At 47.4% G+C, this 21902-nt stretch carries 19 protein-coding genes; 13 read left to right on the top strand and 6 right to left on the bottom strand.

What is annotated here, in order from left to right:
• The first annotated feature begins 5 nt into the window (after nt 1-5).
• Nucleotides 6-2843 carry a PAS domain S-box protein gene (locus NC99_RS05245; protein ID WP_053180588.1) on the top strand — a complete coding sequence of 946 codons (2838 nt, stop codon included), beginning with the start codon at nt 6-8 and terminating at the stop codon, nt 2841-2843.
• Between the two features lie 68 nt (nt 2844-2911).
• On the opposite strand, the gene NC99_RS05240 is transcribed toward NC99_RS05245, so the two are convergent.
• Complete coding sequence (locus NC99_RS05240) at nt 2912-3793, bottom strand: MerR family transcriptional regulator (protein ID WP_053180586.1); 882 nt, start codon at nt 3791-3793, stop codon at nt 2912-2914.
• Between the two features lie 309 nt (nt 3794-4102).
• On the opposite strand from NC99_RS05240, the gene NC99_RS05235 reads away from it, so the two are divergent.
• Both NC99_RS05235 and NC99_RS05230 read left to right on the top strand, forming a co-directional pair.
• Nucleotides 4103-6160 (top strand): BatA domain-containing protein, encoded by a 2058-nt coding sequence (locus tag NC99_RS05235; protein WP_053180583.1) that lies wholly within the window; start codon nt 4103-4105, stop codon nt 6158-6160.
• Nucleotides 6161-6387: 227 nt separating this feature from the next.
• Nucleotides 6388-7401 carry a dihydroorotate dehydrogenase-like protein gene (locus tag NC99_RS05230; RefSeq protein WP_053180581.1) on the top strand — a complete coding sequence of 338 codons (1014 nt, stop codon included), beginning with the start codon at nt 6388-6390 and terminating at the stop codon, nt 7399-7401.
• A 90-nt stretch (nt 7402-7491) separates the two neighbouring features.
• Here the strand turns inward: NC99_RS05230 and NC99_RS05225 are convergent, their stop codons facing one another.
• The 5 genes from NC99_RS05225 to NC99_RS05205 form a co-directional block, all read right to left on the bottom strand.
• Nucleotides 7492-9132 carry a glycoside hydrolase family 9 protein gene (locus NC99_RS05225; RefSeq protein WP_053180579.1) on the bottom strand — a complete coding sequence of 547 codons (1641 nt, stop codon included), beginning with the start codon at nt 9130-9132 and terminating at the stop codon, nt 7492-7494.
• 65 nt (nt 9133-9197) lie between these two features.
• A complete protein-coding gene (locus NC99_RS05220) occupies nt 9198-10502 on the bottom strand; it encodes a DEAD/DEAH box helicase (protein ID WP_053180577.1) in 1305 nt (434 codons plus the stop codon).
• A gap of 54 nt (nt 10503-10556) precedes the next feature.
• A complete protein-coding gene (locus NC99_RS05215) occupies nt 10557-11009 on the bottom strand; it encodes a 3-oxoacyl-ACP synthase (RefSeq protein ID WP_157624479.1) in 453 nt (150 codons plus the stop codon).
• Nucleotides 11010-11065: 56 nt separating this feature from the next.
• Nucleotides 11066-12253, bottom strand: coding sequence for a SpoIIE family protein phosphatase (locus tag NC99_RS05210; RefSeq protein WP_053180572.1), 1188 nt, complete (start codon nt 12251-12253; stop codon nt 11066-11068).
• The gene (locus NC99_RS05205) at nt 12253-13182 is read right to left on the bottom strand and encodes a PAS domain-containing protein (RefSeq protein ID WP_053180570.1); all 930 of its coding nucleotides are present in this window, start codon (nt 13180-13182) and stop codon (nt 12253-12255) included. Before NC99_RS05205 ends, NC99_RS05210 begins: the two co-directional genes overlap by 1 nt.
• A 353-nt stretch (nt 13183-13535) precedes the next feature.
• Here NC99_RS05205 and NC99_RS05200 point away from each other — a divergent pair, with 353 nt between their 5' ends.
• The 10 genes from NC99_RS05200 (at nt 13536) to NC99_RS05155 (ending at nt 21866) form a co-directional block, all read left to right on the top strand.
• The gene (locus NC99_RS05200) at nt 13536-13910 is read left to right on the top strand and encodes a hypothetical protein (RefSeq protein ID WP_239684413.1); all 375 of its coding nucleotides are present in this window, start codon (nt 13536-13538) and stop codon (nt 13908-13910) included.
• 6 nt (nt 13911-13916) lie between these two features.
• Nucleotides 13917-14327 carry an ATP-binding protein gene (locus NC99_RS05195; RefSeq protein ID WP_053180566.1) on the top strand — a complete coding sequence of 137 codons (411 nt, stop codon included), beginning with the start codon at nt 13917-13919 and terminating at the stop codon, nt 14325-14327.
• Complete coding sequence (locus NC99_RS05190) at nt 14327-15703, top strand: [Fe-Fe] hydrogenase large subunit C-terminal domain-containing protein (protein WP_053180563.1); 1377 nt, start codon at nt 14327-14329, stop codon at nt 15701-15703. The genes NC99_RS05195 and NC99_RS05190 overlap by 1 nt, the downstream gene beginning before the upstream one ends.
• A complete protein-coding gene (locus tag NC99_RS05185) occupies nt 15690-16028 on the top strand; it encodes a DRTGG domain-containing protein (RefSeq protein ID WP_053180561.1) in 339 nt (112 codons plus the stop codon). The genes NC99_RS05190 and NC99_RS05185 overlap by 14 nt, the downstream gene beginning before the upstream one ends.
• On the top strand, nt 16028-16771 hold the full coding sequence (locus tag NC99_RS05180; RefSeq protein WP_053180559.1) for a PHP domain-containing protein: 744 nt from the start codon (nt 16028-16030) through the stop codon (nt 16769-16771). Before NC99_RS05185 ends, NC99_RS05180 begins: the two co-directional genes overlap by 1 nt.
• Nucleotides 16768-17316 (top strand): ATP-binding protein, encoded by a 549-nt coding sequence (locus NC99_RS05175; protein ID WP_053180557.1) that lies wholly within the window; start codon nt 16768-16770, stop codon nt 17314-17316. Before NC99_RS05180 ends, NC99_RS05175 begins: the two co-directional genes overlap by 4 nt.
• Nucleotides 17317-17411: 95 nt before the next feature.
• Nucleotides 17412-17807, top strand: coding sequence for a (2Fe-2S) ferredoxin domain-containing protein (locus NC99_RS05170; RefSeq protein ID WP_053180555.1), 396 nt, complete (start codon nt 17412-17414; stop codon nt 17805-17807).
• Nucleotides 17808-17821: 14 nt separating this feature from the next.
• Nucleotides 17822-19615: an NADH-quinone oxidoreductase subunit NuoF gene (locus tag NC99_RS05165; RefSeq protein WP_053180553.1), complete on the top strand. Its 1794-nt coding sequence runs from the start codon at nt 17822-17824 to the stop codon at nt 19613-19615.
• 60 nt (nt 19616-19675) lie between these two features.
• The gene (locus NC99_RS05160; protein WP_053180552.1) at nt 19676-21427 is read left to right on the top strand and encodes an NADH-dependent [FeFe] hydrogenase, group A6; all 1752 of its coding nucleotides are present in this window, start codon (nt 19676-19678) and stop codon (nt 21425-21427) included.
• A 79-nt stretch (nt 21428-21506) separates the two neighbouring features.
• Nucleotides 21507-21866 carry a four helix bundle protein gene (locus NC99_RS05155; protein WP_053180550.1) on the top strand — a complete coding sequence of 120 codons (360 nt, stop codon included), beginning with the start codon at nt 21507-21509 and terminating at the stop codon, nt 21864-21866.
• The last annotated feature ends 36 nt before the right edge of the window (nt 21867-21902 follow it).

The following is a 21902-nucleotide window of genomic DNA, read 5'->3' as shown; positions in this document are numbered from 1 at the left end:
AAATCATGATCACTGACCTCCTGCTAAATTCAAGCCTGCTCATTGCCCTGACTGTCTTATACAGCTTTTTGTTCAGGAAACTGGGCGCTGAAAAATATCACTTTAAAGTGATAGCCGGCTTGCTTTTTGGTGCCATCACTATTATTGGAATGAACATGCCTGTCAGATACGAGCCGGGCATTATCTACGATGGCCGGTCGATTGTGCTATCGCTTGCCGGACTTTTTGGAGGTGGCATCGTTTCCGCAATTGCAGCCCTGCTGGCCTTGATTTACCGGTTATATCTTGGGGGAGCGGGAATTTGGGCTGGTGGAGCAACCATCGTCATTTCGGCCCTGACTGGACTCATCTTTCGACGCTTATACAAAAACAAGCCCGAAAATATCAGCCGAATTCACTTACTCCTGATGGGAGTGATGACCCACATCGGCATGCTGCTCAGTCAATTGCTATTACCATGGGAATCGGCCTGGCCTGTAATTTCGCAAATCTGGATTCCCGTCCTGCTGATTTTTCCCGGAGCAACACTACTGATGGGCTTGTTGCTCCGGAATGAGGTCAACAGAATTGGCGCAGAAACCAAAATCAGAGAAAGCGAAACACGCTACCGGACAACGCTGAACAGCATTGGCGACGCCGTAATTACCACCGACAACTCGGGAATCATCAACTTTATGAACCCCATTGCCGAACAATTAACCGGGTGGAACGAAGCGGAAGCTTTAGGCAAGCCAGTCAAATCAGTATTTCACATCATCAACGAAAGTAGCAGAAACGAAGTTGCGTGCCCGGTTGAAAAAGTGCTGGCAAAGGGTGCCATCGTTGGCCTGGCCAACCACACGCTGCTCATCACCCGGCAAGGGAATGAAATCCCTGTGGCCGATAGTGGAGCACCCATTCGCGATGAAAATGGCGACATCAAAGGGGTGGTGCTGGTTTTCAGAGACCAAACCGCCGAACGGGACTTGCAGCGACAGCTTCAGCGCAGTGAACGATCGCTGAAAGAGTCACAGGAAATTGCCGGCATGGGGCACTGGGAATTCGACCTGCGAAAGAAAAAAATAAGCTGGTCTGAAAACTTGTACCGTCTCTTTGGACTGGAGCCATACAAACAAAAAGCCAGCTACAGGCTGCTTCGAAGCATTGTCCATCCCGATGACCTTGATCAACTGGCCCATGGAGAAGAGCTCATCAGCAAAAGAAAAAGTTCCATCGACATTCGTTTTCGGATTGTCACGCCCGACGGCCAATACAAGTGGATCATGAACCGGATTATCCCGGAATACAACATGGGAAAACTCGTTCGGTTGCGCGGTATCAACCAGGACATTACCGAATCAGTAGAAACGCTCGAAGCCCTGAAAAAAAGCGAAAAAGGCTATAAAAACTTGTTTGAGAACGATTCGGCGATGAAGTTGTTGATTGATTTATACACCGGCGACATTGCCAACGCCAACCGGGCCGCCCGAAAATTCTATGGTTACTCGCGCAAGCAAATGAAAAAAATGAATGTCTCCGATCTATTTCTGCGAACCGGCGGGGGACTCGAACAGCAGCTGACCAGCAATAAGAGAAGCACCAATCAGCAAAGCGAATACCAACACAAGCTGGCCGATGGCTCCACTCGAAATGTGAAAGTTTTTACCAGCAAAATTGTGTTTAAAGGAAAAATATACCTGCATGCCATTGTTCAGGACATCACCGGTCAAAAAGAAGCAGAAAGCCAGCTGCAGCTGTTGAGCAAATCAACCGAACAAAGCCCGGTGAGTATTGTCATTACCGATCCGGACGGAACGATCAATTACGTCAACCCAAAGTTTACCGAGACTTCAGGATATACGGCAGAGGAAGTGATTGGAAAAAAACCTTCGATTCTAAAATCCGGCAGGCATTCGAACGAATTCTACAAGGAACTTTGGCAAACCGTTTTAGCGGGAAAAGACTGGCAAGGTGAATTTGAAAACCGTAAAAAGAACGGCGAACTTTTCTGGGAAAGCGCTGTGATTTCTTCAATTGTGGATGAAAACGGAAAAATCACCCATTTGCTGGGCGCCAAGGAAGATATCACCGAAAAGAAAAGAATTACGGCAGACTTGCAACAGGCCAAGGAAAAAGCAGAAGAAAGCGACCGCTTAAAAACCTCGTTCCTGGCTAACATGAGTCACGAAATTCGTACACCGATGAATGCCATCCTCGGTTTTACCAATCTGCTGGTTGACGATGACACGCTGGATCGCGAGAGCAAAAAGGAGTTTTCATCTATTTTGAAACAAAGTGGCGAGAATCTGATGCAAATCATCAACGACATTTTAGACATCTCGAAACTGGAAACAGGACAATTGACAATGTATCCGAGGGAAGTGGAAATTAATCGTTTGCTCCAGGATTTGCACCTCATGTTTCAGCAACGCCTCATCGAAAACGAGAAATCACATATTCAACTCCGAATTGTGTCGCCGAACAGCAACATCCAGATTCGCACCGATCAGGTTCGCTTTAGCCAGATTTTCATGAACCTGCTGAGCAATGCGGTCAAATTCACCAACGCTGGTGAAATTTGCTTCGGAATAGCGGAACTAACCGACGAACAGATCAGTTTCTTCGTTTCTGATACAGGCATCGGTATCAAGCCCGAAAAGCAAGAAAGCATCTTCGATCGGTTTCGGCAAGCCGAAGAGTCATTTTCCAGAAACTACGGCGGCACCGGATTGGGCTTATCGATCTCAAAAAAAATTGTGGAACTAATGGGTGGCAACATCCAGGTTCAATCTGAAGTCGGAAAAGGCACCACCTTCAGCTTCCGGCTCCCTTTTAACAGAGCGTCAGAAACAGCAAAAGAATAGCGTAGCAAACAAGCTTAAACCATCTCATCCGGCCAAAAGGTGGCCACACGAAAACCATTTTTTTTGATTTAATCGCCCAAAGAACCAAAATACTTTTTGAACGCGCGAACATCGGCGACCACCTTAAAGTTCGAAGGCAATTTGGGCTTAAGCAGCGCGATCTGGGCTCCGGTGACAAACACCTTTTTTCGTTTGAAAACCACACTCATCTTTTGAATATACTCCTCAAGCTCAGCAGCCTCAATACCATTGATAAAAGCAGTAAATACCCGGTCGATCTCCTGCAGCCCGTCCAACTTTGTCAAATCCTCAAATGGTACGTTTTGCCCCAAATAAATGGTTTTATATCCGGCTTTAAGTGCCAGAAATTGATAAAACAGCAAGCTTAGTTCGTGCAACTCTCCTTCTTTCAGAAAAAACAAGACTGAAGCAGAAGCATCATGATTGGCATAAGCAGCGCTGGCGCGGACAAGTAGATGACGCGTGATGTTGGATACGAAATGCTCCTGCGCCGGAAAAATGGAACCAATCTGCCAGTAAAGGCCAATCTTCTCAAATAATGGAAACACAGCAGTCATAAAGGTTTCTTCGAAGCCCAGTTTCTCAATTTGCTGTTCGAGCAAATCTTCAAAACTGCGATGATCAAAATTGACCATGCAAACAATCAATTGGTCGATCACCCCTTGCGACGACAGCGATTTCTCATTCAGTTTGAGAACTTCTTGCTGAATCTGCTCCGAATCAAAAACCGAGACTTTCGAAATCTTATAACCATGTTTCACCAGCATCGAAACATTCAGCAGCTTTCGCAGTTCGTCATCGCTGTAGTAACGAATGTTGGTCGTCGTACGCTCGGGCTCGAGCAAACCATAGCGTTTTTCCCAAATACGAATGGTGTGCGCTTTGATGCCCGACAATGTTTCTAAATCTTTGATTGTATAAAAGTTCATCTCCAGAATTTTCTTCTAAATAGTTTTTCGATGGAACTCGCCCATGATTGGCTCCTGTTTGAAACGCCCAGCTACGGCTCTCATCACAGTGAATTTTCATCACTTTTCCGGTGTTTCAATTTTCCTTTCATCTTTTGGCGAGCTTCTAAAATTAATAAGCTAAACACTGTGAAAGCAACTTTGTTTAATCTTGGCTGAAATATAATAAACAATCTTACAAGTTTGCAACACGCTAAACAGAAGTAGAAAATTAATTTCAGAGATTAAACAAATCCATTAATTTTGGTCTTCAATCCTTAAGCAATTGAAATGAGGTTTATCTATCCCGAATTTTTACCGGCACTTGTATTCATCAGCATTCCCATTCTCATCCATTTCCTCCATTTCAAACGCTACAAAACCGTTTATTTCAGCCAGGTTAGTTTTTTAAAAGCGATTAAAGAAGAGACAAAAAAGAAGAGTAACCTGAAACAGCTGCTGATTCTCATCAGCCGTATTTTGGCCATTGTTGCCCTGGTTTTTGTTTTTGCGCAACCCTACTTGCCCACCAACAAACAAGACCGCACATCAGCCCGGAAAGTGGTTGGTGTGTATATTGATAATTCTTTCAGCATGAAGAATGAATCGGAAAACGGCCTATTGCTTGAGCAGGCGAAAAACAAAGCCATCAGCATTGCCAACAGCTACGGGCCGGGAACCAGCTTTTTGCTGCTGACCAACCAAAATCTACCTGAGCAGCAACAACTGCTCAATCCCAGCCAACTCATCAGCCAACTGGGGACTGTTCGGGAGAATCCGGCTTCGATCAGCCTGTCGAATGCCCATAGCCTGTTGAGAAACAACCTGATCAAGCAGCAAGTGAAATCAGAAAAAATAATCTATCTGATTTCCGATTTCCAGGCCCATTGGACTGATTTTTCAGAAATGGAAAACGACAGCAACTTTCAAACTTTTCTGATTCCGATAGGTAGCCCCACCAGCAATAACCTGCTCATTGACAGTTGCTGGTTTGAAACGCCGGGGCGTAAAAAAAACCGTGAAGAAAAGCTTTTTGCCCGTATTCAAAACCGTTCCAACCAAAACTATCAGAATATTCCAATCCGCCTCAAGATCAATGATACCATCAAAGCCATCAACAATATCAGTATCGAGGCCGAAAAAAGCCAGGTACTGGAGTTAGTTTACAAAAATAGCCGAACGGGCACACACCGGGGCCTGGTCGAGCTCGACGACTACCCGATTGTGTACGACAACCAGTTTTTCTTTAGCTATGAAGTTCGCGACAAAAACCGGGTACTGGCCATTTCGGAAGCCAACGATCCGGCAGTGGACAAATTACAGGCTCTCTTTTTAAATGATGAGAATATCGATTTTGAAAAAACAACGGACAAACAAACCCAAATCAGCCAGTTCCAGAATTTTCAGTGTATTTACCTGCTGAACCTGGACGAGCTCAGCTCTGGCCTGATCAGTGCTCTGAGCCAGTTTGTGCGTGGCGGAGGCTCGCTGGCCCTGTTTCCCGGAGCAAATGCCAATATCGACTCTTACAATGAGCTCTTTGGAAGACTCCACACTAACCTGATTTTGGGGACCGACTCATCCACCCTGCGCATGGAGTCAGTCAGCTACAGGCATCCGCTGATGGAGCAGGTTTTCCTCAACGAAAAAACGAACCTCGAACTACCCGTGGTTCGTTCCAGCTATCGGTTTTCTTCGACCATCGAAAGCACACAATCTCAGGTAGTCGGTTTCAACAACAGGCAGCCGGCTGTGTCCGACTTTCAATCCGGTTTGGGACGCCTCGTCAGTTTCAGTTTTCCGCTGGACGAAGAAATCACCGATTTTAGCCGGCAGGCCATTTTTGTTCCTCTGGTGTACAACATTGCCCTAAATAGCTTCGATCCGCAGGAAATTCAGTACGAAATTGCCAGCAACCTGACCCTAACACTTCCTGCAAATGAATCCGTTGCAACTGGGACAAACATGACGATCAAGGCACTGGACAGCGACGAATCGATTCAGGTGCCCGTGATGAATCAGTATGCCAATCAAGTTCGCATTGACTTGCACAACATCATCAGCCAGGCCGGTTTCTACCAACTGAGGCTAAACGAGGACGAAACGAAAACGCTGGCCTTCAACTTCAACCGGCAGGAGTCGCTGTCACCGCAACTCACAGCCACCCAGTTGCAGCAAGCCCTTGAACAAACCAACCAGCAAACCTTTAACCTGGTCGATGGAAATGAAGCCAATTTTGCGGCACAGCTTCAGGAAGCCAACGACGGAGTTGAACTTTGGAAACTATTTCTGGCACTCTGCCTGCTATTTTTGGCTGCGGAAATTGCCATCAGCCGCTTTTGGAAATAGCGGCCTGCCGAGATGCACATCAAGGCCAGCACCTCTGTTGATCAACTGAATATGAATTGGCGTGCCCCTTTCAGAACTTGATCGTTGCCCGGTTTTTCTTCCACAAAGGAGCCAACATTCGACAGAAAATAATTTGAACCATCGTTGCTTCTTTGTTTTTGCTGACATGAACAAAAAAAGAACTTTCGTAGTTTAAGTAACAGAAAATAACCTGTAAAATCAATATTATGGCAGACTTATCAACTAGCTACATGGGGCTTAAACTCAAGAACCCATTAATTTTAGGAGCCAGCAACCTGGTCAACAAACCCGACGTGATTAAGCAACTCGAAGAAGCAGGAATTGCGGCGATTGTCTACAAATCTTTGTTTGAAGAACAAATCCAACTGGAATCGCTTCAGTTTGAAGATGAATTGCACGAGTATGAAGAGCGTCACGCAGAAATGACCAGCATTTTTCCCGACCTGGAACATGCCGGGCCTAAAGAACACCTGTTCAACGTAAAAACACTCAAACAGAATTCTTCGGTTCCTGTCATCGCCAGTTTAAATGCGATTTATGAAACCTCTTGGGTTGAGTATGCCAAGGAACTGGAAAAAACCGGCGTTGATGCCCTGGAGGTTAACCTGTATGCCAATCCGGGTTATTTTGAAGTGAGCGGTTCAGGCATCGAAGAAAAACAAATACTCATTGTAGAAAACATTAAAAAGGCGGTAAAAATTCCGGTGAGCGTCAAGCTCAGCCCATTTTATACCAACACCTTGAATTTTATTAAAAAGCTTGATGAAGTTGGCGTTGACGGCTATGTTCTTTTCAACCGCTTTTTCCAGCCGGATATCGACATTGAAGAAGAACTGTTCCATTACCCCTGGGATTTGAGTCAAGCCAAAGATCACCAGCTTTCGTTGCGTTATGCCGGCTTGCTTTACGGCAACATTGACGCCAGCGTTTGTGCCAGCCGCGGAATCTCCGATTCCAAAGATGTGATCAAAATGTTGCTTGCGGGAGCTGACGTGGTTCAGGTGGTTTCAGCCATTTACCGTAACCAGCCACCTTTTGTTGAAAAAGTGCTGCGCGAACTGGCCGACTGGATGGATGCCAAGGGCTATAAGTCGCTGGATGATTTCCGCGGAAAATTGTCGCGGAAAAATCTCAAAGATCCATTTGCCTACCAGCGTGCCCAATACGTCGATATTCTGATGAAATCAGAAGAGGTTTTCAAAAAATATCCGATGGTATAAATTGGCTTATTGTAACTAAATATAAATAATACCTGAAAAGGCTTTGAACGCGTTGTTCAAAGCCTTTTCTATTTTTAGGCAAAACCTGCACTAATTTTCTACAAAACCAGCCAGGGCATACACCAAAGCAGCTTGCCAGTTAATGGCAATTTCGTTGGTTGCAAAGTCTTCCTGCTCATCCTTCCATCCTGTTGCCGAATGCCCGCCGCCTACCAAATAGCCGGGCCAGGGGTGCTCAACTTCGTCCGATCCCGAGTTTCGGTCGTGCGGATACAGCGGCGGATTGGCACCCAAGCCAGTGACATACGAACGATTGTAATAGTTGCGGCCAAACAAATGACCAATGGCATCAAGTGCCGTTTCGCGATAGCTTTCATCAGGTGAAATACGAAAAGCTGTTTGCAGGTTCATCACCTGGCGGGCCACCGTTCCATTGCACCCCCAGTAGTAGCGGCCACCCAACGGACGACCATACACATCGGCATCGCCTTGTTCCACGATCTGGTCGGCAACAGCCAAAATATTTTGTTTGAGTTTTTCAACGATTTCGGGGTTCTGCCCTCCCCTTTCGGACAATACATAAGCAAACATGCCCAGGTTTGACACGTCGCTCCAGTCCCAATTTTCGTCTATTTTGAAGTCCATTGCCGTAGCACCTTGTTCAAAATCGTGCAAATACTCAGCGTCTCCGGTTGTTTTCCACAGCTCGGCGGCGGCCCACAAGCGGTCGTCCACATCAGCCGACTGGTAGCCACCGGTTTTAAAATCACCTTGCTCAAAGCGCTTATGTTCCGGATTGGCCTTCAGAATCTGGTAACTCAGGATGGCAGCATCCAGACATTGGGCGGCATAAGCCTCATCATAGGGTTTGAAATAACGCGCGGCCTGGGCCATTACTGCGACAAAACTAGCCGTAGCAGCCGAGCTCCATTCGGTAAAAAACCGTTTTTCCTGATCTTCGTGCGCTTTGATAAATGGGGCAAAATTCGTTCGCGTCAGCTTGTGGGAAACCCGACCTGAGCCATCCGGATACGGCATTTTCAGGAGCCAATCGGTTTCCCATTTTAGTTCTTTCAGAAAATCGGGAAATCCGACTGCGGTTTCCGGCAAATCGAGCGCGATGGGTTCCAATTGGTGTTGAAACTGCTCCCAGGCCATAAACAGCATGCCCACGGTAATTCCGGCATTGACCGTGTATTTGCCGTAGTCGCCGGCATCGTGCCAGCCACCGGTTCCATCACGCCGGCTATCGGCTTTGCCCAGATAATCTTCATAGCCATCTTCCAAATGACAAGCGTTGTGGGCGAAATGTTGTCCGTTGTGGGTTCCTTCCACTGCCATGCCGCAACGCCACAAATAAAACGCCCGCATGCTGGTGTAAAAAGCCGGTTTGTAAACGTCGTTACCGATTTCAAATTCCACAGAACGAGCGCCATCAGGAAGTTCAAGATAAAATTTGCCGGGATTTGTGAAAGTCGAAAAATCAGCAATCCAAACATCCTGATCCACATCATCCTGTGAAAACGGTCCACGGGCTGTTCCTTCAAAAACAAGCTCGTTGGTTGCGGCTTCCTTCACAAAAAATTGGCCGGCTTCGCCAGTCAGGCTTGCTTTTTTCGCGGCGTCAGGAAGAAAACCGATCGTGTTGATATGAATGGAAGCGGATTGCTTTTTTGCGGGAGCACAGGACAAAATCGACAAAAATATCAGCAAAAAGAAAACACTTTTCATGGCCTGTTAAGTTTTGGTTTGGAAGGTTACAACAATTTTTTTCAATAATAAAGAAAATCCGGTGATTAGCTTGCCTGACTCACCCGAATCTTCTTATTTTTTAATTTACTATTATCCAAAAGTTTGATCAGCTGCTTGGCTTTGGAGGCATGAACGCCAACAAAAGCGCAATCTTGTTTCAACTCAATCGTACCCAATTCATCCTTACCAAGATGACCTTGTTTAAAGAACAGGCCAGCCAAGTCCCCTTTCGAAATTTTATCTTTCCGTCCGCCCGAAACATATAACGTGGTCCAAACCGAAACCGCTGGCAACGGCGCCTTTTGGAGGCGTTCAATTCCAGGTGATCCAATAAAATCGGGCAATTCTTCTTTTTCCCATTGCAAAACGTAGGCGGTCCCGTCGTTAAACATCCGCGCGGTTCGTCCATTGCGATGCGTAAATTCATCTTTTCGCCCGGGAAGCTGATAATGAATAATAAACTTGATCTCCGGAATGTCCAGCCCGCGGGCAGCCAAATCCGTCGCAATTAACAACTGGTGGGTGCCATTTCTAAATTGAATGAGCGCCCGCTCCCGGTCAATTTGCTCCATGCCACCGTAAAAGCAACCGTGCGGAATCTTCTTTTCCGTCAAAAAATCGCTCACCCGCTGAATGGTTTCCTTAAAGTTGCAGAAAATAATACCTGGCTGATTTCCAAGGTGGCAAAGCGCATCAACCAGCGTTTCCAGCTTGTCTTTATCGGGCGAAAGAATTCGCTTGATTTTCAGCTGCGATCGGCTGTCTCCCAAAAAGTTGATGTACGCAGGCTTTTTCAGGCCGGCAAACGACGGGATGGCTATCTTTTGAGTTGCCGAAGTCAGAATCTTTTTCTCCAGCATGGGCAAAGCCAGCAAAATTTCGCTCATTTCGGCTTCAAAGCCAATTTCCAGCGACTTGTCGAATTCGTCGAGCACCAGCGTTTTGATGTCGCCAGTCGAAAAGGTTTGCCGACGCAAGTGGTCAGCCACCCGGCCGGGAGTTCCGATTAAAATCGCCGGCCGGTGTTTCAGCTCCAGCTTGTCTTTCGAAAAGGAAGTTCCGCCATACACCGCATTTGTTTTGAAACCGGCGCCCATCTCGCGGGTTACCTGTTCAATTTGAATGGCCAACTCACGCGACGGCGCAATGATTAGAGCCTGAATTTCGTTACAGCTTCGATCCAATCCCGCAATCAAGGGCAATAAAAAAGCCAGGGTTTTTCCCGTTCCGGTGGGCGACAAAATGACGATTTCGGACTTGGAATGGATGGCGTGTTGCGCTTCCTGCTGCATGGCATTCAGCGCCTCAATCCCCAATTTTTCCAGAATGTTTTTCTGATTTTTCAACATGCCGCAAAGATAGTGATATTTAGTCGGGGATTCCCGCCCATAACTTTAGGCTGCTTAAAGAATGGTTTGAATAACCTGAATCTTGCCTTGAAACAGAAACTGTTCTCCCTCCATTTTCCCCTTCAACAACTGCCCAATCGGCGACACCATGGAAATAGAATAAATATCCTTCTGCTGAACGGAGATTTTGCCCATCGGAACCGATAAAAAGTAGTTTCCGCAACTTGTCAAGACCAAACTTCCAAAACCGACTTTGTCGTGCCTGTCCTCCGGGTTGATTCGGTTCAAATCATTTTTCAAGCCGCTGATTTTGGCCAATTGAGCCTGGTATTTATTCAACTCTTGTTGCGCCATCTCCCGCCCGGTTTCGTACTTATCGCCGGCGCTGCTTTTGGTATCGCTGTCGCGCGACTCTATTGCAAATCGGATCGAACGTTTTGCTGTTTCAATCCGCTCATCCAGAATTTTGTTGACCTGCTCCATAAGCAAGAGTTTGATATTTTGCATGCTCCTTTTAGTTTTTGTTTGTCCTCGGGTGACCTGCATCGCAAAGGACGCGACTTCTAGACCAACTCGACGGTCACATTCTTCAGAAACCGTTCTTCAAGCAGTCGCACAATCCGCTTGACCACAAACTTGCGGATCTCCAGTTCCATCGGTTGATCCGGATCCTGATGTGCCCAGTTGATGCGGGTACCAACAATGATGTGGATGATATCGTGATCCAGCAACAGCTTCACCACCTCTTCGGGCGGACTACTGCCCAAGCGTGTTTCGCCGGTGTAGGTTTCCAAAATCTCCTCCACCTTCCCCATGGTCAGCACACCTTCAGTCACCATTTCAAACCCCTGCATGTCGGCCGCCGGCGGGATGGCCGCCTCGGCATAACCAAAACGATGCTGAATATTGACTTCCAGATCGAGCTCGCGGGCAATAATCTCGGCGGTAGTGCCACCACAAATAATCTTCTTTCCCGGAAATTCCGTTACCCGTTTCACAAAGTCGGTATCTTTAATTTTATAGAACGGCGGGCCGGTAATCAGCATGAACTCGCGCGGCTGACGAAAATGAACCACACCACAACTGGTATCGTCCTTCATCTCAAAAGCATCGTTCATCGCTGCTTGATTGAGAATCTTACGAGCCAGGCGGGTAGCCGAAATCTCCGTCTCCCGGGCAATCTGTCCCTGCGCAAATAATTTTACCTGCTCGAGTCCCCAGCCCATCGGATAGCGTTTTCCCCCAAGTCCACTTTGCACAACGCCATCGGTCATAAACAAAATGCGATCGCCCTTGACTGGTTTAAACTCGCGGATCCGAAGAATTTTGCCCACATTCTCCGCCCCACGAATATTCACTTCTATTTCGCGCGGGGCAAACAGCTCGCCGTTTCGGAAAATCAAGGTTGGTGGATTGTCGTAATTCACAATGCGTACCATTCCTCCCACTTCAATCTCGATAATGGTGAAGGTCGCATAGCTTTCCTTGCCATCACTGCTCCGGGGTAAGGCTCGCATAAACACATTGGCCGCCACATCAGGCTGGGTGTGCAGCGAAGCATAATTCAATGCCATGGAAGCGGTCAAGGTCGCCAGCACATTCGCCTTCACGCCATGCCCAATTCCATCGGACAAAACCAGGATCACCCGCCCCTCTTCCTTGATGCGACGGGTGTAAAAAACGTCGCCACACACCACCTCGCCGTGGTGCAGCTTCTGCTGAATATCAACATCAAAATGGTAATCGGCCATCAGTTGTCGTCCTCCTCATATTTATACGATTGGATAATTGAGTTGAGCAACTCCTCGGTTTGTGAGGCATTTTCACCCAAAAGAAAAGCGATTTTCTGCACGGTCTCCAGATTTTTTCTATTCACACGCTGGGTACGGCTGATGATTTCTTCGCGAACCAGCGACGGAGCCGACATATCGCGGATCAGCGCTCCAACAACCCGGTTTTTGTATATGGTGATGACAGAAATATGCAACAGTTTGTTTTGAATTCTCAAGTCGCGCTCCAGCATGTTTTCGCCCGAAGTCATCAACGAAGCAAACATTTTAAACACCACTTCCGGAATCAGCTCCTGCAAATCGGCTCCCTGCAAGCCGGGAATGGTTTCGTACAACTCTTCCAATTCCTGCCCGAACAGTTTGGCAAAACCTTCGTTGGAATCAATGACTTTAAACTCGTTGTCGACAATGACAATGCCGGCCCGGATTTTATGGACCATGGCCGAAGCAATGACCGAAGCCTCCTTGGCCTTCTCGAGCCTGCGCTCAGCTTTTTTGCGATCGGTGATGTCGATGATCGATCCTACAATTCCTATGATTTCAGACTCATCATTCCGGATGACGGCCTTGTTGAAAATGACATCGTGAATGGAACCGTCTGACAAGCGGAACTTGGTTTCGTACGATTGATCGCCCGGGCTTTCAACCAGCTCCTGGTCGCGGCGGGCATACATTTCGGCAATGTCGCGTGGCTGCACGTCGAACACGGTTTTTCCTATGATTTCTTCCTTTTTCAAACCGATAAAATTTTCATGCGCCTTGTTGGTTGCAATGTAAATACCGTTGATATCGCGATAAAAAATTGGAATGGGCAAAGCATCAATAATCTTCTGATGAAGATTTGGATTTTCAATCATATCCGAGTGAAAAGGCTGGTTGTCGTAGATCATGGCGATTGGTTATTGGTTATTAGTTATTGGTTATTGCTTCAACTTGCAATCGTCTTGCTTTAACTTACAATCGGGTTGCTTCAACTTACAATTGGTTTGCTTCGAGTTACGATCGTCTTGCTTCGAGTTACAATCGCTTTGCTTCAACTTGCAACTGGTCTGCTTCGTGTTACAATTGGGTTGCTTCAAGCGGGCGTTCAATTGCTTCGCACATCCATCGTATTGCTTTCAGTTCCCTTCCCCGGTAACATCGTTTGCTAAATTACAAATTTCACCCCTTATTTCAATTCAATCTAAATTTTATCTCCCCAATCATATTCCCACTGAAATTTTCTTTGAATTCAAGGTTTTCGATGATATTTGCAAAAAACCTTTTCAACACCATGCAAGTCAGTAAAATTTGCCAGCTTCTTGACGCGAAAATCATTTGTGGCGAAGAACATGCCCAGGCCAACATCGAACGGGGCTACAGTTCAGATCTCATGAGTGATGTACTCACACTCGACACCGACCACCTGCTTCTCATTACCGGCATGTGTAATTTGCAAACGATCCGGACATCGGAAATGGCCGATATTCGCTTCATTGTGTTTGTTCGGAACAAGAAGGTGACCGACGAGATGCTCGAACTGGCGCGCGAAAACAACCTGTGCCTGCTCGAATCGCCTTTCACCTTGTTTAAGGCGAGCGGTATTTTATATCAGGCAGGGTTAAAACCGGTGTATTAACGAACGATGAAACTGGAATTCAACATAGAAGGCGGTAATTTTTCGTGGGCGGGACATGCTTCCAGCGAAGTGAAAAAGATGCTGAAGCAGCTTGGGATTGATGCCCGCTGCATAAAAAGCATCGTCATTGCCCTGTATGAAGGTGAAGTGAATGTGGTGGCCCACGCTTACGAAGGCCGGATTCTGGTTCAAATGGAGCCACACAAAATAACGACAGAAATCATTGATAAAGGCCCGGGAATACCGGATATTGAGCTGGCCATGCAAGAAGGCTACTCGACAGCCAGTAAAGAAGTGCGGGAAATGGGTTTTGGAGCCGGCATGGGGCTGGCTAATATGAAAAAAAACACCGATGAGCTAACGATAGAATCGACCGTTGGCCAGGGAACAACAGTTAAAATGGTTAATTATTTTTAATGTCACCATCCAAAAGATATCACGCGCTAACCATTGACGAGCAAACATGCATTGGCTGTACGCACTGCATGAAGGTTTGTCCGACCGAAGCCATTCGTGTGGTTGGTGGGTTGGCCGAGATCCGCGAGGACCGTTGTGTTGACTGTGGCCATTGCATGCGTGCGTGCCCGGTAAAAGCCATTTATGTGGAACAGGATGACTTAAAGAAAATTCAAACTTTCAAATACCGGGTGGTTTTGTTTCCGGCCGTGATGATTGGACAATTCCCTGAAAAATATACCGAAGACCAAATTTATGCGGCTCTGCTGAAAATTGGATTCACCCATGTTTTTGAAGTGGAGCAACCCATTGGAATCTTAAAAAATTCGATCAAGGAGTATTGCCGGAAATCGACTACACACCGCCCGCATATTTCCACCTTTTGCCCGGCTATTGTCCGGCTCATTCAAATTCGCTACCCGTCGCTCACCGAAAACCTGATCCGGCGTAAAGCGCCACACGATTTGGGGGCCCACTTCGCCATCAGCGAATTAAAAAAACAAGGTGCCAAAGAAGAGGAAATCGGACTGTTTTATGTGACCCCCTGCAATGCCAAAATCAGCTCGGTGAAAAGTCCGGTGGGCGAAAAAGAATCCATTGTCGATGGTATTATCAACATGAACGCCTTGTACAACAAGGTGATGAAAGCCATTGACACCAAAGAAGCGCCAGACACCAGCAGCCAGCGCCAGAACCTGACACGCGACGGCATTTTGTGGAGCCTGACCCGCGGTGAAGCCAGGCATTTTGGCGAACGCAGCATGGCCATTGACGGTATTCACAATGTCATCCGTTTTTTGGAGCGCCTGGAAAACGAAGAAGTGCCCAACCTGGATTTCCTGGAGCTGCGGGCCTGCGACCAAAGCTGCGCCGGCGGCATCATGATGACCGGTAATCGCTTTTTGACGGTGGAACGGCTGGAACGACGTGCCCGTCGCTATGCCCCGGCCTGGAAACTGCAAAACACGCAGGCTGTGAAAGAATCAAAAGAATTGAAACAAAAATTGATCGCCGACCAGATCATCCCAAAACCCGCATTCTGCCTCGATCCGGACCGCGAACGGGCGCTCGAAAAAATGAACCGGGCACAGCGAATCATTTGCTTTTTACCGGGCATTGATTGTGGCGCCTGCGGAGCACCAAACTGCCAGGCACTGGCCGAAGATATGGTGAGCGGAACCGCCAAGATGTCGGACTGCGTTTTTCTGCAACAAATGTGGGAAAACGAAGGAAAAATCAGTACATCCAAAGCATTCCGCAATGTTGAAAAAAAATGGGGAGAACAACGGTTTCAGGCTGATTGTAACAAAAGAGGAAAACGAAATGAAGGTTTCTGAATTAATTGAAAAACTGAACTTACAGGTGATTTCGGGAGAGAAAGGTCTCGACCGCGAAATCAGTGGAGCCTACGTCTCCGATTTGCTGAGCGATGTGATGGGCAATGCCCGCGAAAACCAGGCATGGATAACCCTGCAGGTTCATCAAAATGTGATGGCCATTGCTTCGCTGAAAGATTTGTCAGCCGTGATCCTGGTCAAAGGATTGCAGCCTCACAAAAGCACCATTCAACACAGCAACGAAGAGCAAATTCCCTTATTGTCGACCACAGATTCGACCTTTGAACTGAGTGGAAAATTATACGCCCTGTTGAAGGATAGCTAATGAAAAAGTTCCGAGCCGACCTCCATGTTCATACCGTGTTATCGCCATGCGCTGACCTGGATATGAGTCCCGACCGAATTGTTGGTTTGGCCATGGAGCGCGGCATCGACATTTTGGCCATTACCGACCACAATTCCACCGCGCAATGTGCCATGGTCAAGGAACAAGCCCAGGGAACCGGCCTGTTGGTAGTGAATGGGTGCGAGGTGAACAGTCGCGAAGAAGTGCATGCCATCTGCTTGTTCGAAGATGATTATACCAGCCGAAAGTTCCAGCAGTTTTTAGATCAATATTTGCCTGAAATCCCGAACCGGCCCGAATATCACGGTCACCAGGTGCTGGTCAATCAAAAAAACGAGATCACCCGTCATCTTCCCAACTACCTGGGAAGCCCACTCCGAATCGATATTGAAACCATCGAGCAATACACCCATCAACTGAATGGCCTGTTTATTCCAGCCCACATCGACCGGCCGATTAACAGCTTGTACAGTCAGCTAGGCTACCTGCCCACCAATCTGAAAATCGATGGCATGCAGCTATCCAAATTTGCTGATGAACAGGAAATTCGCAACCGTTACGATATCCCGGCCGATGTCAGTCTGATCACGGCTTCTGACGCACATTACACCGAAGATATTGGCTCTGCCGCCACTTCATTTTACTTGTATGAACCCACTTTTCAGGAGATGCGGTGGGCCCTGAATCGAAAAAACGGCCGCTTTGTAAAAATTGAATCATGAACGAACTAGCCTTACACATCCTCGATATCGCCCAAAATTCGATCCGCGCGAATGCCGGATTGATTGAAATTCGTATTCATGAGAAACCTGACGACAACCTGCTACAGATGGAGATTGAGGACAACGGCAAAGGCATGAGCCCCCAGCAGGTAGAGCAGGCAGCCAATCCTTTTTTCACCTCCCGCACCAAAAGGAAAGTGGGCCTCGGCTTGCCATTGCTTAAACAAAATGCCGAGCAAACCGAAGGGAGCTTTCAACTTCATTCCGAAGAAAATAAAGGCACGCAACTCCAGGTCAATTTCGGATTTCATCATATTGATCGTCCGGTTTTAGGCGACATGGCCGGAACTTTGCTGATTTTGGCAGCCAACGAAAAGCAGGCGGAAATAAAATATTCACACGAAACACCAAAAGGACAATTTGAGTTTGACACGCGCGACATAAAAAAAGAGCTGGACGGCATACCGCTTTCAACACCGGAAATTCGAAAATTTTTGAACGAAATGATTCGCGAGAATTTAGAACAAATTCAAATAAGCGAATAATGACAAAAATTAGACTTTAATTGGCTGAATGATCGGACATTTGAGGAGCAAATGACTTAACTTTCAGAACTGAAACCAGATAATACCCAAAAAAGATGAATAAAATAAAATCGCTGGCCGACCTCAAAAAACTAAAAGAGGAAGTGCAATCCAAAATTAAGCTCAGGGAAAAGGGTGACAACCCCGACAACCTGATTCAAATCAAGGTTTCAATGGCGACCTGCGGAATCGCTTCGGGTGCCAAAGACACCATGAATTACTTCATTGAAGAGCTCGACCATCAAGGGATTGATGCGCTGATTACCCAAACCGGATGTATGGGGTTTTGCTATGCCGAACCCACCATTGAACTGACCATGCCGGGCAAGCAGCCGGTCATCTATGGCTATGTAGATAAGGCCAAAGCGCAAGAGATCATCGATAAACATATCAAGTTAAACGAACTGGTGGATGGGATCATCCCGGTGAGTTATAAAACCATTGACGAATAAAAACCACGCAACGAATGGCTGACTATAAAATGCACCTGCTGGTTTGCGGAGGCACTGGCTGCAAAGCTGCCCAAAGCGAACTGATTAAGACCAACTTTCAAAACCAACTGGCTGAACGCGGACTCGAGAATGAAATCCAGGTGATTCACACCGGATGCTTCGGGTTTTGCGAACAAGGCCCCATTGTTAAAATTCAACCCGACAACACCTTTTACGTTTCGGTGAGTCCGGACGACACCCTCGAAATCATCGACGAACATGTGGTGAAAGGCCGGATCGTCGAACGTTTGCTATACACCGACCCGAACACAAAAAGTCAGATTTCGGAAAGCAAAAACATGGACTTTTACAAAAAACAGGTCCGCATTGCTTTGCGAAATTGTGGTTTTATCAATCCCGAAAATATTGAGGAATACATTGGAAATGATGGCTACTCGGCGCTGGGTAAATGTTTGGATGAATTGTCGCCCGAAGAAGCCATCAAGATCATCATGGATTCGGGATTGCGCGGACGCGGCGGTGGCGGTTTTCCCACCGGACTGAAATGGGACATCACCCGAAAGGTGGAAAACGAACAGAAGTACGTGGTTTGCAATGCGGACGAAGGCGACCCCGGCGCTTTTATGGACCGCTCCATTTTGGAGGGCGACCCGCATACAGTGATTGAAGCGATGGCCATTTGTGGCTTCTGTATTGGCGCCGACAAAGGGCTGGTGTACATCAGGGCCGAGTACCCGCTAGCCATCCAACGACTGAAAACGGCGCTCAAACAAGCGCGCGAGTTTGGTTTGCTGGGCGAAAACATTTTGGGATCCGGCTTCAGTTTCGATATTGAAATTCGCTATGGTGCAGGAGCCTTTGTTTGCGGAGAAGAAACTGCGCTGATTCATTCCATGGAAGGCAAACGCGGCGAACCCACTTTTAAACCACCATTCCCATCGCAGGAGGGCTACCTGGGCAAACCAACCAACGTGAACAATGTGGAAACCTTTGCCAACATACCACCCATCATCAACAAAGGGGCAGCTTGGTTTAGCACTATTGGCACCGAAAAATCGAAAGGGACCAAAGTGTTTGCGCTGGCCGGAAAAATAAACAATGTGGGTTTAATTGAAGTGCCCATGGGAACCACGCTGCGCGAAGTGATTTACGACATTGGCGGCGGCATCAAAAACGGACGGCAATTTAAGTCGGTACAAACCGGCGGGCCATCGGGCGGCTGCCTGACCAAAGATTTCCTGGACACGCCCATCGACTACGACAACCTGCTGGCTGCCGGCTCCATGATGGGATCGGGCGGAATGATTGTGATGGACGAAGATGATTGCATGGTTTCAATCGCCAAGTTTTACCTCGAATTCACTTTGGAAGAATCGTGTGGCAAATGCACCCCATGCCGAATCGGAAACAAGCGCCTGCATGAGATTCTGGAAAAAATTACCAACGGAAACGGAACCCCCGAAGATTTAACCAAACTGCGCATGCTCAGCCATGTGATCAAAGACACCTCGCTGTGCGGACTGGGACAAACCTCACCCAACCCGGTGCTTTCAACCCTCGACAATTTTATGGATGAGTACGAAGCGCACGTGAAAGAAGGCAAATGTCCGGCGGGGCAATGCAAAGCGCTGCTGCAATATGTCATCGACGACGAGCAATGCACCGGCTGCACCCTGTGTTTCCGGATTTGCCCGGTTGGAGCCATTTCCGGTGAAAAGCGAAGCCCCCACTACATCGACCAGGCCCTTTGCATCAAGTGTGGCGCCTGCTTCGAAAAATGTAAATTCAATGCCATAAAAATCGCCTGAGGCATCCGGAGAGTTGAAAATAAGACAACGGGCATCAATAGCAAAAAAAGAACATGAACTATGGAAATGATAAATTTAACCATCGATAAAAAACCCCTGGTCGTCAAAAAGGGGACAAGCATTTTAGAAGCTGCATCGAGCATTGGCGTTCACATACCCACGCTTTGCCACATGCACCTGCACGATATGAATATTGAAAATAAACCGGGAGGCTGCCGGGTGTGCGTGGTTGAAGTTACCGGACGGCGAAACCTGGCTCCGGCTTGCTGCACCGAAGTTGCCGAGGGGATGGAAGTCCGCTCGCATTCCATTCGCGCCGTCAATGCCCGCCGCACGGTGTTGGAATTGATCCTTTCGGATCACCCTGCCGACTGCCTGGTTTGCGCCAAATCGGGCAACTGCGAATTGCAGGACATGGCTCATCACCTGGGAATCCGGGAAATCCATTACCAAGGCGAGCAATCGCACTACCGCGAAGATACCAGTCCAGCCATCATCCGCGAAATGGACAAGTGTATTTTATGCCGACGCTGCGAAATGATGTGCAACGAAGTGCAAACCGTGGGTGTGCTTTCCATGATCAACCGCGGATTTCATGCGGTCGTTTCGCCGGCTTTCGAAATGAACCTGGACCACTCATCATGCACTTACTGCGGACAATGCGTGGCCGTTTGTCCTACCGGAGCCTTAACGGAAGTGGATCAGACCGGTGCCGTGATCCGGGCACTGTCCGACCCTTCAAAAACAGTAATCGTGCAAACAGCACCGGCCGTTCGGGCAGCTTTAGGCGAGGAATTTGGCTTGCCGGCCGGAACGCTCGTCACGGGGAAAATGGCCGCAGCCCTGCGCCGCTTGGGCTTCGACTATGTATTTGACACTGACTTTGCTGCCGATTTGACCATCATGGAAGAAGGTACCGAATTACTTGGCCGCCTCAACAAATTTTTGGCAGGCGACAAAGATGTAAAATTACCTATCCTCACTTCGTGTTGCCCGGCCTGGGTGAAGTTTTTTGAACACCATTTCCCTGGGTTGAAAGACATTCCATCGACAGCCCGATCACCGCAGCAAATGTTTGGATCCATTGCCAAAACCTATTTTGCCGACAAAATGCAGGTGAAACGCGAAGACCTGGTGGTGGTTTCCATCATGCCCTGCGTAGCCAAAAAATACGAAAGCAGCCGTGATGAATTTGCGGTGGATGGCAATCCGGACGTTGACTACGCCCTGACCACCCGCGAGTTGGCACAAATCATCAACCTGGCCAACATCGATTTTAAATTCTTGCCCGACGAAGAATTCGACCAGCCCATGGGTGAATCCACCGGCGCCAGCGTCATTTTCGGAACCACTGGCGGAGTGATTGAGGCAGCCGTTCGCACTGCCTATGAACTGCAAACCGGCAAAACGCTGGAAAGGCTCGATTTTGAAGAACTGCGCGGAATGGAAGGATTGCGAAAAGCGACCATCGACTTTGACGGCTTGCCGATCAATATTGGTATTGCGCATGGACTGGGCAACGCTCGCAAATTGCTGGAAGAAATCAAAACAGGAGCCAGCGAGTTTCACGCCATCGAGATTATGTCGTGCCCCGGCGGATGTATCGGAGGCGGGGGACAGCCCTACCACCATGGCGACGTGGAGATCCTGCGCAAACGTCAGAAGGCAATTTACTCCGAAGATCAGAGTAAAACCATTCGGAAATCGCATGAAAACCCGTACATCAAAAAACTGTACCAAGAATTTTTGGGTGAACCCTTAAGCGAAAAAGCACACCACTTGTTGCACACGGAGTACTTTGACAGAAGCTGAGAAAAAAGTCATTGATGGTCATTGGTAGTCATTGATCGTCATTAGTTGTAATTGGCATGGTATTAACCTATAAAAGAAAATGAAACTGGAAGAGTTAAAGGTTTATCAAATTTCAATGGATCTTGCAGATGAAGTCCACGATTTGGTCACGCAATGGGATCATTTTTACAAGTACTCAACAGCCCAACAGTTATTGGATGCAGCTGATTCCATTTCAGCCAACATCAGTGAAGGATTTGGACGCTTTCATTTCAAAGATCACAAAAACTTCCTCTACTTTTCAAGAGGTTCGCTATTTGAAACAAAAACATGGCTAACAAAAGCGTATAGAAGAAATCTAATTACTGAGGAAAAATTCAATGAGCTTATTGAAAAATACAATTCACTGGGCATCAAATTGAATAATTACATTAATTCCATCGGCCCTAAAAATTCTTAGTATTTACATGAAATTGAAGTTTATGACGACGAATGA

The sequence above is a fragment of the Sunxiuqinia dokdonensis genome (assembly GCF_001270965.1).
GTDB lineage: Bacteria > Bacteroidota > Bacteroidia > Bacteroidales > Prolixibacteraceae > Sunxiuqinia > Sunxiuqinia dokdonensis.
The sequence above is the reverse complement of the archived record's forward strand: the minus strand, read 5'-3'. Positions and strand labels throughout refer to the sequence as shown.

Excerpts from the sequence above, each read along its gene's own strand:
- NC99_RS05155 (WP_053180550.1), top strand. The coding sequence starts at position 21,507 with ATGAAACTGGAAGAGTTAAAGGTTTATCAAATTTCAATGGATCTTGCA.
- NC99_RS05195 (WP_053180566.1), top strand. The coding sequence starts at position 13,917 with ATGAAACTGGAATTCAACATAGAAGGCGGTAATTTTTCGTGGGCGGGA.
- NC99_RS05165 (WP_053180553.1), top strand. The coding sequence starts at position 17,822 with ATGGCTGACTATAAAATGCACCTGCTGGTTTGCGGAGGCACTGGCTGC.
- NC99_RS05175 (WP_053180557.1), top strand. The coding sequence starts at position 16,768 with ATGAACGAACTAGCCTTACACATCCTCGATATCGCCCAAAATTCGATC.
- NC99_RS05185 (WP_053180561.1), top strand. The coding sequence starts at position 15,690 with ATGAAGGTTTCTGAATTAATTGAAAAACTGAACTTACAGGTGATTTCG.
- NC99_RS05235 (WP_053180583.1), top strand. The coding sequence starts at position 4,103 with ATGAGGTTTATCTATCCCGAATTTTTACCGGCACTTGTATTCATCAGC.
- NC99_RS05245 (WP_053180588.1), top strand. The coding sequence starts at position 6 with ATGATCACTGACCTCCTGCTAAATTCAAGCCTGCTCATTGCCCTGACT.
- NC99_RS05240 (WP_053180586.1), bottom strand. The coding sequence starts at position 3,793 with ATGAACTTTTATACAATCAAAGATTTAGAAACATTGTCGGGCATCAAA.
- NC99_RS05220 (WP_053180577.1), bottom strand. The coding sequence starts at position 10,502 with ATGTTGAAAAATCAGAAAAACATTCTGGAAAAATTGGGGATTGAGGCG.
- NC99_RS05215 (WP_157624479.1), bottom strand. The coding sequence starts at position 11,009 with ATGCAAAATATCAAACTCTTGCTTATGGAGCAGGTCAACAAAATTCTG.
- NC99_RS05200 (WP_239684413.1), top strand. The coding sequence starts at position 13,536 with ATGATATTTGCAAAAAACCTTTTCAACACCATGCAAGTCAGTAAAATT.
- NC99_RS05180 (WP_053180559.1), top strand. The coding sequence starts at position 16,028 with ATGAAAAAGTTCCGAGCCGACCTCCATGTTCATACCGTGTTATCGCCA.
- NC99_RS05170 (WP_053180555.1), top strand. The coding sequence starts at position 17,412 with ATGAATAAAATAAAATCGCTGGCCGACCTCAAAAAACTAAAAGAGGAA.
- NC99_RS05230 (WP_053180581.1), top strand. The coding sequence starts at position 6,388 with ATGGCAGACTTATCAACTAGCTACATGGGGCTTAAACTCAAGAACCCA.
- NC99_RS05190 (WP_053180563.1), top strand. The coding sequence starts at position 14,327 with ATGTCACCATCCAAAAGATATCACGCGCTAACCATTGACGAGCAAACA.
- NC99_RS05205 (WP_053180570.1), bottom strand. The coding sequence starts at position 13,182 with ATGATCTACGACAACCAGCCTTTTCACTCGGATATGATTGAAAATCCA.
- NC99_RS05225 (WP_053180579.1), bottom strand. The coding sequence starts at position 9,132 with ATGAAAAGTGTTTTCTTTTTGCTGATATTTTTGTCGATTTTGTCCTGT.
- NC99_RS05160 (WP_053180552.1), top strand. The coding sequence starts at position 19,676 with ATGGAAATGATAAATTTAACCATCGATAAAAAACCCCTGGTCGTCAAA.
- NC99_RS05210 (WP_053180572.1), bottom strand. The coding sequence starts at position 12,253 with ATGGCCGATTACCATTTTGATGTTGATATTCAGCAGAAGCTGCACCAC.